The sequence below is a fragment of the Polyangium jinanense genome, assembly GCF_028435265.1.
GTDB classification, from domain to species: Bacteria; Myxococcota_A; Polyangia; order Polyangiales; family Polyangiaceae; genus Polyangium; species Polyangium jinanense.
The window spans coordinates 1-12,912 of the sequence record NZ_JAGTJK010000114.1 but is presented as its reverse complement, the minus strand read 5'-3'; the positions used below and the strand labels follow the sequence as shown (position 1 = coordinate 12,912).

The 12,912-nt window shown below is 69.2% G+C and carries 11 protein-coding genes; 7 read left to right on the top strand and 4 right to left on the bottom strand.

What is annotated here, in order from left to right; translation table 11 throughout:
- Nucleotides 1-368 precede the first annotated feature (368 nt).
- The 6 genes from KEG38_RS53945 to KEG38_RS53920 all read left to right on the top strand — a co-directional run bounded on the left by KEG38_RS53945 (nucleotide 369) and on the right by KEG38_RS53920 (nucleotide 8,016).
- Nucleotides 369-3,092 (top strand): bifunctional serine/threonine-protein kinase/ABC transporter substrate-binding protein, encoded by a 2,724-nt coding sequence (locus tag KEG38_RS53945; protein WP_272428958.1) that lies wholly within the window; start codon nucleotides 369-371, stop codon nucleotides 3,090-3,092.
- A 63-nt stretch (nucleotides 3,093-3,155) separates the two neighbouring features.
- Nucleotides 3,156-4,823, top strand: coding sequence for a hypothetical protein (locus KEG38_RS53940; RefSeq protein ID WP_272428956.1), 1,668 nt, complete (start codon nucleotides 3,156-3,158; stop codon nucleotides 4,821-4,823).
- A gap of 18 nt (nucleotides 4,824-4,841) precedes the next feature.
- Complete coding sequence (locus KEG38_RS53935; RefSeq protein WP_272428954.1) at nucleotides 4,842-5,906, top strand: Ig-like domain-containing domain; 1,065 nt, start codon at nucleotides 4,842-4,844, stop codon at nucleotides 5,904-5,906.
- 79 nt (nucleotides 5,907-5,985) lie between these two features.
- A complete protein-coding gene (locus KEG38_RS53930; protein ID WP_272428952.1) occupies nucleotides 5,986-6,867 on the top strand; it encodes a phytanoyl-CoA dioxygenase family protein in 882 nt (293 codons plus the stop codon).
- Between the two features lie 7 nt (nucleotides 6,868-6,874).
- Entirely contained in the window at nucleotides 6,875-7,660 is a 786-nt protein-coding gene (locus KEG38_RS53925) for a hypothetical protein (RefSeq protein ID WP_272428950.1), read from the top strand.
- A complete protein-coding gene (locus KEG38_RS53920; protein WP_272428949.1) occupies nucleotides 7,648-8,016 on the top strand; it encodes a VOC family protein in 369 nt (122 codons plus the stop codon). The genes KEG38_RS53925 and KEG38_RS53920 overlap by 13 nt, the downstream gene beginning before the upstream one ends.
- A 3-nt stretch (nucleotides 8,017-8,019) precedes the next feature.
- Here KEG38_RS53920 and KEG38_RS53915 read toward each other — a convergent pair whose 3' ends face one another.
- The 4 genes from KEG38_RS53915 to KEG38_RS53900 form a co-directional block, all read right to left on the bottom strand.
- A complete protein-coding gene (locus KEG38_RS53915) occupies nucleotides 8,020-8,589 on the bottom strand; it encodes a cytochrome C (RefSeq protein ID WP_272428947.1) in 570 nt (189 codons plus the stop codon).
- Between the two features lie 114 nt (nucleotides 8,590-8,703).
- The gene (locus KEG38_RS53910) at nucleotides 8,704-9,966 is read right to left on the bottom strand and encodes a c-type cytochrome (protein ID WP_272428946.1); all 1,263 of its coding nucleotides are present in this window, start codon (nucleotides 9,964-9,966) and stop codon (nucleotides 8,704-8,706) included.
- A 21-nt stretch (nucleotides 9,967-9,987) separates the two neighbouring features.
- Nucleotides 9,988-10,647, bottom strand: a complete 660-nt coding sequence (locus tag KEG38_RS53905) for a tetratricopeptide repeat protein (RefSeq protein WP_272428944.1) — start codon at nucleotides 10,645-10,647, stop codon at nucleotides 9,988-9,990.
- 171 nt (nucleotides 10,648-10,818) lie between these two features.
- Nucleotides 10,819-12,237: a tetratricopeptide repeat protein gene (locus tag KEG38_RS53900; RefSeq protein WP_272428942.1), complete on the bottom strand. Its 1,419-nt coding sequence runs from the start codon at nucleotides 12,235-12,237 to the stop codon at nucleotides 10,819-10,821.
- A gap of 349 nt (nucleotides 12,238-12,586) precedes the next feature.
- Here KEG38_RS53900 and KEG38_RS53895 point away from each other — a divergent pair.
- A partial coding sequence (locus KEG38_RS53895; protein WP_272428940.1) for a four helix bundle protein occupies nucleotides 12,587-12,912 on the top strand: 326 nt, incomplete at its 3' end.

The following is a 12,912-nucleotide window of genomic DNA, read 5'->3' as shown; positions in this document are numbered from 1 at the left end:
TCCACGGGCCGGTGGCAAGATCAGGGGCAGCGTTGCCCTTAGAAATGGCAGCGCGGCTGTCTTGATTGGCAAGGTCGTAGCTGGTCTTGACTCGGCCTGTTCGATGAACTGCGCATCGCGCAGTTCATCGACCCCGGGTCCAGCGCTTGCGCTGGTCCGGGTCCCGGGGCGGATAGCCCCGGGTGGGGCCTGGGGCAACGCCCCAGCGATGCGCCAAGCGGTAACATTCCGCTGTTCACGTTCGTACACTTTTGAGGACCAAGCGCCTCCCCTCCCCCGCCGGATCCGACCGAGACCGACCCGACGTAGCGCATCGCGGCGAACCCCCCGTTCCGGAAATTCCCTGATCGGGTATCCTCCTTTCCGCCATGCCCCCGCCCTCTGCCCGCGAGCACGCCGCACGTCGTGTCGGCAAAACGCTCCGGGACAAGTACCGCATCGAGCGTGTGCTCGGCGTGGGCGGCATGGCGACGGTCTACCTCGCCGTTCACCGCAACGGTCACCGGGTCGCCCTCAAGATCCTCCACCCCGAGCTCTCCGCCAGCGTCACCCAGCGCGACCGCTTCGTCCGCGAAGGCTACGTCGCGAACCGGATCGAGCACCCCGGCGCCGTGCGCGTCCTCGACGACGACCTCTCCGACGACGGCTGCCCGTTCCTCGTGATGGAGCTGCTCGAAGGCGAGACCCTCGACCAGCGGCGAAGGCGCGCGGGCGGGAACCTCGCCTCCCGCGAGGTCCTCGTCATCGGCCACGCGCTCTGCGACGCGCTCGCGGCCGCGCACGACAAGGGCATCGTGCATCGCGACATCAAGCCGGAGAACGTGTTCATCACGTCCGACGGCACCCTCAAGATCCTCGACTTCGGCATCGCGCGCGTCGCCGACGAGGAAGGTGGTCCCGGCGGCGGCGTCGCCGGCACCCCCGCGTACATGCCGCCCGAGCAGGCCCTCGGGGATCGAGGCGCCATCGACGCGCGCACCGACCTCTGGGCCGCAGGCGCGACGATGTTCACGCTCATCACGGGCAGACTCGTGCACGACGCGAGCCGCGCGACGGAGCTGCTCACGAGCACCGCGACCAAGCCCGCGCCGCGCCTCCTCGACGTCGCACCCGAGGTCCCGCGCGAGATCGCCCGCGTCATCGACGAGGCCCTCGCGTATTCACGGCACGACAGGTTCGAGGACGCGCGCGAGATGCGCGACGCGATCGGCATGGCCCACATGGCGGTGTACGGCGAGCCGCTCTCCGTCGTTGGACCTCGCAACAGCGGCAGCGCCCTCGCGTTCGCGCCGTCGTCGTCGGGGCGCATCTCGCTCCAGCCCGCGTCGGGGCGTGTCGTCACGTCGCGGCCGCGGGCCGAGCTCGTCGAGACGGTGCTCGACGTGCCCCCACCAAACGAAGGCTCACCGCGCCCGCCCTCACTCGCGCCGGCCGCCGCGCCGGTCGACGGCGCGCCGCAGAACACGGTGAGCGAGCCTCTCTCGTCGCGGCCCACCGAGCAGCGTCCTTCCCGGGCGCGCGCCGTGCTCATGATGTCGGCGGGTTTCGGCATGATCGCCACGCTCCTCGTGCTCTTCGTGGCCCGCGCGAACCACCTCGTGCTGACCGACGTGCCGCCAGCCCCTCCGAACCCCGCGCCGCGCCCCGTATGTGTGACGAACGCCGACTGCGCGATCCCGGGCGGCGACAAACACGCGATTTGCCGCAAGGACCGCGGCGCCTGCGTCACGCTCGAGACCGATCAGTGCCGCGTCCTCGCCGACGATCGTGACGTCGAGAACGACGGCACGCTCTGGATCGGCGCGATGTACCCGCACGACGAGAAGAAGGGCACGCCGTACGGCCGGCAAGCCGCGCGCGCCGTGGACCTCGCGCGCCGCGATTTCGCGAACCTCACAGGCGGCCTGCCGCCCGCGAGCGGCGCGGGGAAACCTCGCCCGATCGGGATCGTCCTCTGCGACGACACCGAAGCCGCCGAACGCGCGGCGTCGCACCTCGTCGACGACATCGGCGTCCCCGCGGTCCTCGGTTTCGCGCGCAGCAAGGAGGTCCTCGACCTCGCGAGCTCGCACTTCTTGCCGAAGGGCGTGCTCGCGCTCGCCTCGAACACGGCCTCGATGCTCACGGACATCGCGCACGCGCCGGGCGATCCGCGCTTCGTCTTGCGCGTGACCACGAGCGCGACCATGTCCACGGACGCGAAGGCCGCGTTCCTCGAGCACGTGCTCGAGCCGGAGATCCGCAAGCGGCCCGGGATCCTCCGCCCGGACGAGGCGTTACGCGTCGCCATCGTCCGCGTCGACAACGCCTCCGGCGTGAGCCACGCGGACAAACTCGTCTCGGCCTTGCGCTGGAACGGCAAGAGCGCCCATGAGAACGGCGACGATCTGCGCCAGTTCGTGGTGAAGGACGAGCTCTCCGGATCGCAGACCGGCGACGCCGTCGCGCCCTTGATCGAGTCGATCGGCTCGTTCGCGCCGCACGTCGTCTTCGAGGCCGGGGCGGGCGCGCAGTTCTTCGTCGAGCTCGAGCGACGCTGGCCGAAGAACCTCCGCTTCCGGCCGCATTACGTCATGTCGGGCTCGCTCGCGTCCGACGACTTCTTGAAGCTCGTCGCCGAGCGCCCGGACGCCTCGCGAAGGCTGCTCAGCGTCGACGCCGCGATGAACCCCGCGCTCGCGAAGTTCGTCGTGCACCACAACGAAATCTTCCCTGACAAGGTCACGCCGTACGACTCGACGAGCGCGCCGTACGACGCGTTTTACGCCGTCGCGTACGCCGCGCTCGCGCTCGGCGACGAGCCGATCACAGGCCGCGGGCTCGCACGCGCCGTGCGCCGCCTCGTGCCCCCGGGCGAGCCGGTCGAGGTCGGCCAGGGCGGGATCTACACGGCGATCAAGGTCCTACGCGGCGGTAAAAATATCGACCTCACGGGCGCGCAGACCTCGCTCGACTTCGATCCGGAGACCGGCGACGCGACGGTCGATTTCGCCGTGTATTGCCTCGATCCGAAGCGCCGCGTCGCGGCCGAGTCGGGCCTCGTCTACCGCGCGAAGACCGGCAAGCTCGAAGGCGCGATGCGCTGTCCGTGACGGATGCGGCAAGGCGTTGCGCCTACAGGCCGAGTGCGGATACGGTGCGGATCTTCCCGCGCCATGCGAAAGCCCGCCGCCCTCTTCGCCTCGCTCCCTTCGGCCCTCGCCCTCTCGCTCGCGCTCTGCTCGGGCGACGCGCACGCACAGACCACCGAGGCCTGGACGGATCCGGATCCGAAGGGCCAGGGGACGCGATATGCGCTCGACAAGTTCGGCTTCCGCGCCGGCGCCGAGTATCGCGCAAACCTGCTCTACGTGAACCCGATCGCGCTGAACAGCGAGTCGAACCGGCGCGTGAGCTGGATCGAGCACCGCCTGCGCCTCGACGTCGGCGTCGACTACCTCGACAAGGTGCGCCTCTACGCCTCGGCCGACATGCTCGACGGCGTGCTCTGGGGCGACAACGGAACGCTCGCCTCCGGCCCCAAGCCGAACTTCGGGACGAACATCAACACCCGCAGTCCCAACATCACCACGCCCTGCGTCGGCTTGCGCGGGACCGATCCTTTGAACGCCGACGATTACGGCTACACGCTCTGCTCGCAGGAGCAGATCCGCTTCCGCAAGGCCTACGGCGACGTCGTGCTCCCGATCGGCCTGCTCCGCGTGGGCCGCCAGTCCGCGAACAACGGCATGGGCATCCAGGCCGCGGACGGCGACGGCCGCACGAACCGCTTCGGCTTCAGCCGGCAGGGCAACCTCGTCGACCGTGTCCTCTTCGCGACCAAGCCCCTCGAGGCCTTCAAGCCCAAGGAGGAGCGCGACACCTCGGAGAACCGCGGGGTCATCCTCGCGCTCGCCTACGATCGCTGGGTCACCGACAGCGTGCAGCTCTTCGCCGACGACGTGCAGCAGGTCGACGTCGCCGTCCGTTACCTCGCGCCCCACCTCGGCTTCGCCCGCGACGTCTTCGCCGGCGCCTACTACGTGCACCGCTGGGACGACGCGAACAGCTCCAGCATCAATAGCTTCGGCCTGAAGGCGATGGGGCGCATCGGCGACTTCCACCTCACCGCCGAAGGCGCGATGAACGTCGGCTCGACCCGCGAGATCGCCCTGGCGAACAGCTACATCTCGAACGATCCCGTCGTCGATCAGCGCATCCTCCAGGGCGGCGCGCGCGCCGTCGTCCGTTACGACAAGCCCCTCTACACCGCGTACCTCGAGTTCGATTACGCCTCCGGCGACGCCGATCCGAACAACCGCACGCCGCTCACGCAGTTCGTCTTCGCCGAGGACGCGAACGTGGGCCTCTTGCTCTTCGAGCACGTCCTCGCGTTCCAGACCGCGCGCGTCGCGGCCGCGGGCACCGAGCTCTTGAATCGCCTCGGCGCCCCGAGTTTTCCCTCGGACTCGGTGTACAACCGCGGCGCCTTCACGAACGCGATCGCGATCTTCCCGCAGTTCGACATCCGCCCGATCCGTGGCCTCACGCTGCGCGGCGGCGCGCTCTTCGCGTTCGCGGCCACGCCCGTCGTCGATCCGGTGAACTCGCTCCTCGCCCGCGACGGCCTCACGATCGAGGACGATCTCGTCAACTTCGCCGGCGGCAAGCCTGGCCGTTACTACGGCACCGAGCTCGACGGGCGCATCTCCTACCGCTACCTCGACCACTTCCTCTTCGATTTCGAGGCCGCGGTGCTCTTCCCTGGCGACGCTCTCCGGAACGAGGACGGCTACGCCGCGCGCAGCGTCCTCCTCCAGGGCCGCACCACGTTTTTCTTCTAGATCGCGCGGAGCACGGACATGCGACGTCTTCCTCTCTCGCTCCTCTTGCTCTCGCTCCTGGCCCCGCTCGGCGCCGGCTGCGAGCTCTACGACGGCCCCCCGCAGCCGCGCATCGTCGACGCCGAAGACGGCGTGCTCGAAGACGCGACGGCGCCGATCGTCCTCGCGTTCTCCGAGCCCGTCGATCCCTCGACGCTCCGCGTCTCGATCGTTCGCCTCGAGACCGACGTGGAGGGCAACCTCCTCGACGAGGACACCGATCCCGAGAGCACGCCCGAGGAGTTTTTCGCGTTCTCGACGGCCCTCACCACGGGCGGCACGGCCGAGCTCGTCGACGCGAACGCGACGCTCGTGATCAAGCCGAGCGCGCCCTTGCCCGTCGGCCCGAAGCTCGCGCTCGTGATCGAGGCGGGCCTCAGCGACGTCGCGGGCAACGTCACGACGGTCCGCAAGCGCCTGCTCTTCGGCTACACGTTCAAGCTCGAGTGCGACAAACCCTCGACGATCTTCCCGACCGGAAAGTACTTCCTGCTCGCGGACATCGAGAAACCGCTGCAGACGCAGGTCCAGCTCTGGGCCTCGTTCTACGTCGACCCCGAGACGGGGCGCGTGCGCGGACAGGCCACGAACGCCGATCGCGACAAGACCCAGGTTTGTCCGATGTCGTGCAAGAGCACCGAGGTCTGCCGGCTCTTGCCCGAGCCCCAGTGCGTCGCGCCCTCCGAGCGCGCGGGCACGCCGGACGAGCACTCGGATTACGTGCCGTACGGCACCCCGCCGACCGGATACTCGTTCACGATCGAAGGCTGCGCCGTGGATCAGCCCGGCGGCAAGGTCGTGTTCGCCACCGCGCCCACGGACGTCGTGGTGCAAATCCCGCCGGTCACGCTGCGCAACGTCACGCTCACGGCCGAGTTCGCCCCCGACGCGAACGGCGTGCTTCGCGGCACGGGCACGCTGGCGGCGGACACGGTGCTCATCGGCACGACGGCGAGCGGCAAGGGCGAAGGAAACCTCCTCGGCCGGATGGTCTCCGCGGAGGAGGCGCCGCCGGGCATCCCGGATCCGCCGCCCGCCCCCTGAGCAGGCTGACCGTACCGTGTCCGATTCGTGACACGGCACGCGTGCAGCGCCGGCTGGGAAATTTGGTAGAAGCCGAGACATGACCACGACGACCATCGAAGCCTCCGAGGCCCCGGCGAAACCGACGAACGCGTCCGCGCCGCCGATGAACCGTTGCATCGAGATGCCGCGCTTCGAGCTCGGCGAGCGGCTGACGCCGGAGCAGGTCGAATTCCTCGACACGTTCGGGTTCATCCGCTTCAAGAACTTCCTGCCGCGCGCCGAGGTCGCGAAGCTCGTGGAGGAGGTCGAGGCCATCGACGAGCGCCTCGTGACCGAGGGGCGGACGGTGATCAACGGCGTGCCGCTCATCATCGGCAAGCGCAAGGACGGGCGCCCCTTCGTGCAGCGCATGTGCTTCTCGTCGCTCTTCGGCGAGCGGCTGCACACGTTCCTGCAGGATCCGCGCTTCAAGGCGATCCTGGAGATCGCGGGCCCCGGATATCGCATCGGCGAACGGGAGCGGGACGGGCTCGTCATCAACCATTACCGCCGCGAGGAGGGATCGAGCTACAAGCGGCTCGGCTGGCACACGGACAGCCTGCGAGATCTCTTCTATTTCGAGATGCCGCGGCGCTACCTGAACGTCGGGTTTTACCTGGACGACTCGCCCCTCGAGAAGGGGGGCGTGCGGCTGCTCCCGTTCTCCCACAACCAGGGCCTCTGGCCCATGCTGACGCGCAAGATCCATTTCATGGATACGGACCCGGATCCGGCCGAGTATGCGCTCGAGGCCGAGGCGGGGGATCTGACGATCCATGACGGCCGCATCTGGCATCGGGTCGCGGAGGCGAGCGTGGCTGGCGACGCGAGCCAGCGGCGCGTGATGTACGTGCCCCTGATGGAGGGGCCGGAGAAATTGAAGGACGAGAACAGCCCGACGCCGGTCTACTTCCGGCTGCGGCGATTCGCGCGGTTCTGAGACGCGCATGACGCCGCGGCGCACGGATTCCCCGATCCGGCTCCTCGCCCGCGCGGCGGGGAGCCCCGCGGCGATGGCCGGGAAAATCGCCCGCTTCGGCGGGAATCTCGCGGCGTACGGCAAGGGCCGCGAGCTCGACGCGCGGCTCTCGCGGCTCCAAAAGGCGGGCGTCATCGAAGCGGCGCCGACGCGGATCCAGCTCGTCCTCGGCGCGATCGACATGCTGCGGTTCTGGATCTCGCCCGCCTCCTCCGAGTATTACCAGCGCGTCGGCATCGATTACACGTTCCACCAGATCCTGCGTTTCCTCGAAGAACCGGCCTCGCTCGCGGATCCGGTCGGCTTCTTCAGCACCCGGGACAACGTGATCGGCCACCTCATGCAGATCGTGCACGCGAATCCGCGGTACGATCTGGAGCTGCTCACGATGTGGGACGACGGGCTCGCCGAGCTGGAATGGCAGGTCGAATCGATGATCGCCGGAACGCACCCGCGGGGCGAGGCCATCGCGGCGATCGTGGAGGAGCCTGACTATCACGCGCGGCTGCTCGATTACGTGCGTGACTTCCGCAAGGACCCGGCCGCGCCCCCTCCCCTGCGCGCGAACGTGGAAGGAAGCGCTCGCTGGGAGGACCTCGAGCGCACGTTCGGCTCGCTCCGGACCTCGATGCGATATTTTTGCCGGTTGCCAGGGGATCCGATTTCGGCGGCGCGGCACCTCTTCACAGTGAAGGAATTCCCGCGCCACCTCGGGGAGCCGAACGAGGGAGAGACGATTCCATGCCGATCCTAGCCATCGATCACGTCCAGCTCGCCATGCCCGCGGGTCGCGAGGACGAGGCGCGTGCATTCTACGGAAACCTCCTCGGGCTCACCGAGGTGCCGAAACCGGCCGACATGGTCAAGCGCGGCGGTGCGTGGTTCGAGGCGGGCGCGGTGAAGATTCACCTCGGCGTCGAGGCGGACTTCCATCCGGCGCGGAAAGCGCACCCGGGCCTGCTCGTCGACGGGCTCGCCGCGCTCGTCGAGGGCCTGCGGGCCGCGGGCGTGACGGTCGTGGACGGCCCGCCGATCGACGGCATCGCGCGGGTGTTCGTCCACGATCCGTTCGGCAATCGAATCGAGCTGCTGGAGCACACGTCGGGCTGAGGCTCATTGCCCCGGGCCGGTGCACGTGCCCGGCTGCGCGGCCGGGATGGCGCGCAGGTATTCGTACATGGCGACGAGATCCCCCTCGGCCATGGCTCTGTAAAGGGACCAGGGCATGAGCTGGAGGATCCGGTTCGGGTCGTTCGGATCCTTTCCGGTGCGCATGGCGGACAGGAACTGATCGCGCGTGAGCCCGCCGGGCAAACCATTCGCGTCGGGCGCGAGGCTCGGCGCCTTGAGGTTCGTCCCCATGGGCACGCCGCCCCCGAGGTAATGCGCGGCGTCGAGGCGGCCGCGACCGCCGGTGAACGGGGATTCGCCAGGCGAATACGTCGGGCAGCTATGACAATCGACGCAGGCGGATGCCGCGTTGACGTAATAACTCCCGATCCCGACGAGGTACGGATCCGCGTTCTCCAGCTTCAGCGGCACGGGGGCGATTCTCAGCCCGATCTCGGCCCGCACGTCGAGCGGCATGGGCGCCTCTCCCGGCTCTCCGGTTCCCGTCACCTCGACGGCGCACGAGACGAGCACCCCAGAAAGGCCGAGCATGATGAACGATCGCCGATGCATGGATGAACGCCTCCCCGGAGCCGCGCCAGACGCGCGTCCGCATCCGCCCATGCAAGCGGGGCGCCCGTCCGCCCGTGCGCTCGGGGCACGGGTAGGCGATTCAGGATTCGGCGGTTATTGCGGCCGGCCCTGCGCGATCCAGGTCTCGACGAGCTGGATGTCCTCGGGCGTGACGGGGGGCAAGGAGAGGGGCATTCCGCGGACGGCCGGGTCGGTTTGTCCCGCCTCCTCGCGAACCCGGGCGAGCATGGCGTATACGAGGCGCGGCGTGCCGTCGGGCATCGGCGAGAAGATGCTGCGGCGCTCGCCCTTGTCGTCGACGTAACCGGCCTGGATGCCCTCGTATTCGGCGAGGTTCAGGCCACGGGGCCGATAGCCGAAGCCGCCCGTGTTTCCCGGTCCGCCGTCGCCGATCGCATAATCGGGTTCGGCGTGGCAATGCCAGCAGGTGTTGCGGAAGACGCGGCGGCTGACCTCCTCGTACGTGACCTTGCGGTCGAGCACGGGCAGGCGCGGCGGGATGATTTTTGCGATTTTGGGCGCTAGCTCAGCGCGGAACAGGAAGGCCGCGAGATCCCGCTGCTCGTCGGGTGAGAGCGGCGTCTTCGGCATGAGCGTGTCGGGCTTTTGCGCCTTCGGGTCGTCGAGCCAGCGGACGAGCTCGCCGGGGGCCATGCGCTCGCGGACGTACCGCAGATCCGGCGCGAGCGCGCGGGCCATGCGCTCGCCTTTGCCTTCGAGGTCGGCCACGCCGGCCGGGAGCGCTGCGCGCGGGGCGCCGGTGTATTCGTGGCACTGGCGGCAGCCCTTCGCCTCGAAAATCGCGCTTCCCTTCTCGACGCTCGCGCCTTCGAGTGCGACCGCCGGGGCCGGCGTCGCGGAGGACGTGAGCCACGCGGCGACGTCACGCGCCTCTTCCGGCGTCATCGCGAGGCGCGGCATCGACGTATCGAGGTGCGGGCGGACGTCGTGCGGTTCGAGCAGAAACTTCTCGATGAAGCCGCGACGCAATCGGCCGCCGATGTTCGCGAGCGACGGGGTTTCGCGGAAGTGGACGATGGTCTTTTGCCACTTCGAGAGCGTGCTCGCCGAGGCCTGGTACGTGCCGGCGTGAATCTCCTGGTGGCAACGGACGCAATCCTGGTCGAGCTTGGGTTGTTCGAGGCCGGTGCCCTCGTGGCAGCGGTTGCACTCGAACTTGGCGACGAGGGTTTTTCCCTTTGCGGGGTCGCCGGGCGGCGGTTCGGGGGCTTGGGCTTGTGCGAGCGTGGTCGCGCTCGCGGAGGGAGCGGGCGAAGGTGCCTCCGCGCGCTCGTCCTTGCGACAGCCGAGGAGGAGGAGGACCAGACCGACAACAAGGACGAGCGCGCGGGGCACGGATGAAATCCTTTCGAGCGGCTAGCTCTGGCCCCCCTGGCTCGTGGGGACCTGGCAGATCGAGCTGTCCTTGGCCATCGTGTTGCAGCGCTGAACGGCGGCGTCGCGGGCGGTCGTGTTGCCGGCCTCGTTTTGGAGGCGGCCGAGGGTGGCGTAGCCCTGCGGCGTGGCCATGAGGTCGCGGTCGGCGAGGCCCTGGAGCAAGCTGCGCGCCTCGTCCTTGCGACCAGAGACCTTGGCGAGCGCTTCGCCGAGATCCGTGTCGACGGCAGGATCGTTCTTCCGCTGCTCGCGGAGCCGCTCGAGCGCCGCGACGGCCCAGGCGACGTTCTTTTGGCGCTGCTCGGGCGTCTTGCCACGCCAGGTCGGGTCGAGGTCGATGCCGCCGTCGGCGCGGACGAGGGCGACGGCGAGGGTGCGCTGGGCGCGCTGGAGCATGCCGTCCTTGCCCGGGTTGATGCTGCGGATCTCGGGGAACATGCGCACGATCGACTGGGCCGAGGCCACGATCTTGCCGTCGCGCATGGTCTGCTCGGCGTTCGCGAGGCCCTGGATGCGGTGGTCGATCTCGGGGATGAAGACGTCGCCGCAAGCCGCCGCGTCGTTCGAGACGGCCGGAATGGCAGCGAGGGCAGCGAGACCGAGGGCAAAACGAACGGCGAGACCCTTGATGGTGAGCATCGTAACCTCCTCTGGTGAACGAGCGGTTCAACCCGGGTATCGGAGCGGGTGGTTCTTCTGTGACAGCGGCCGGCGAAAAAAGTTTTGCGAGAAATTCCGGCAGCGGCGAGCAGAGGACAAACGCCGCTTGGGGGCGGGATCTTTCAGGAGTCAGGCGGGATCTTTCAGGGGTCAGGCCGAGGGGAGCGAGGCGAGCGAGAGGCGGGCGACGGCGGCGAAGAGGAGGTTTCCGTCGAGGGCGATGGCATCCCGGTAGAGGCGAATGCGCTCGGCCGGGTCGTCGACGAGGTTGCCGAGCTTGACGAGGAGCTGGGTGCGGACGTCGGGCTCCTCGGCAACGTCGAGGCCGCGGCGATAGGCAGCACGCGCTTCGAGGGATTTTCGCTCCGCCGCGAGGGCATCGCCGAGGGCGACGTGGAGCAATCCGAGGTCGGTCTTCGCGAGGGCCTCGCGGGCACGGCGGATTTTCTCGGTGGGGTCGAGGTCGGGGCGGTCGAACTCGGTGACGGCGGCAAAGACGCCCGGGTCGAGGGTGCCGGCGGAAATGCGTTCGGCGAGGTAGCGGTAGGCGCGGCAGCGGAACCAGCCGGGAGCGAGTTCCTCGGTTTTGCGGAAGAGCTCCGCGGCCTCGGCAGCGCGGCCCATGAAGAGGCACGTGACGCCGGCCTGGTAGACCGGTGAGGGGTCGTGTCGATCGGCGACAGCAGCGCGGCGGAAGGCTTCGAGCGCACGGACGAACTCGCCGGCGGCGCCGAGGCGCTCGCCCTCCTCGGTGGCAATGGACGCGGCGCGGAGCTCGGGGCGGTTGCGCTCGTAGATGAACTGGACGGAGCCCTGGAGGCCGCCAAGTTCGTCGAGTTCGGCAGGTTTGCCGTTGACGAGGGCGACGACGCGGCACCGCGGCTCGCCAGCCCGGACGCGCTCGGCGCGGCGGCGGAAGGTGCGCGCCTCGTCAGCGTCGCCAAGGCGGTCGAGGACGGAGGCAATGCGCTCGGCGGTGGCGGCGGCCTCGGCGGTGTCGCCGAGGTAGCGGCGGACCTCGAAGAGGGAGAAGAGGGCGGCGAGAGCGCCCTGGTCGTCGCCCGACTCTTCACAGAGGGTGAGGGTCGCCTCGAAGGGGGCGCGGGCCTCGGCGACGCGGCCGGTGTGGAAGAGGCATTCGCCGAGGCGGCCCGTGAGCATGGCCTGATGGCCGCTCTTGTGGCCAGAGGCCTCCGCGAGCGCGGCGCGGGCCTTGGCTTCGGCCTCGGCATAACGGCCCTCGGCGGCAAGGGCGTCGATGTCGGCGAGGGCCTGTTCGAGGCGGCGGAGGAGGGCCTGGGTGTCCTCGGGGACAGTGGTGAGGGCCGCGAAGAGTTCGGGGCGGCCGCGCATGGCGGCCATGTGCTGCGCGACGGAGGTCATGCCCTGGATGTACCAGCGCAGTCGGGGGCCTTCGCGGTACGGCTCAGGGAGGGTGCGCCAGCCGGGGAAGGCGTCGCAGATGGCTTGCTCGTGCGCCTCGCAGAGGGAGGAGAGGCGGTCGAGGTCGCCTTCGTCGACGGCGTCGAAGAGGGCCTCGCGGAGGGCGGAGGAGGAGAGCGGCTGCATCGGGCGGGAAGGTAGTCGAGGGGGGACGGGAGCGGAAGCGGAAGCGGAGGCGGGGGCGGAGGCGGAGGCGGGGGCGGAGGCGGAGGCGGAGGCGCAAACGCAAACGCAAACGCAAACGCAAACGCAAACGCTAACGCAAACGCGAGTGGGACGGGTTTGCAGGGATCCCGCTCGGGGACGGCGAGCTTACCGTCGTGCTCGGCCTCTTCAAGGCCATGCCGTGCTCACCGTCCTCGCGCTTCGCGCTGCGGGCGGCTCCGCGCGGTGCTGCGCAGCCTTGAAGAGGCCTCCGCGCGACGGTGCGGGACGGGGGTCCCGGCGATTGGGTCGTCGGGCGGAGGGTTCGTCAATGCTCAAGATTTACGATGTCGTTTTGGCCATGGCAGGAGACGCAGGGCTCATCGCGGAACGGATTGAACAGAAAGATCGAGACCTGGCTCGTCAGTTGCGGCGGGCCATGCAGAGCGTGGCGCTCAATGTCGCAGAAGGCATGGGCAGCCTCCATGGACACAAACGGCAGCGCTACTCCACTGCCCTCGGCTCCGCCCGTGAGGTGCTGGCGTGCGTTCAGGTCGCCCAAGCCATGCGGCTCATCGAAAAGGTCAATCCCAGCACGCTCGATCGCATGAACCACGTCATCGCCACCCTGAGCCGCCTCGTCTACCGCCGCGCTTC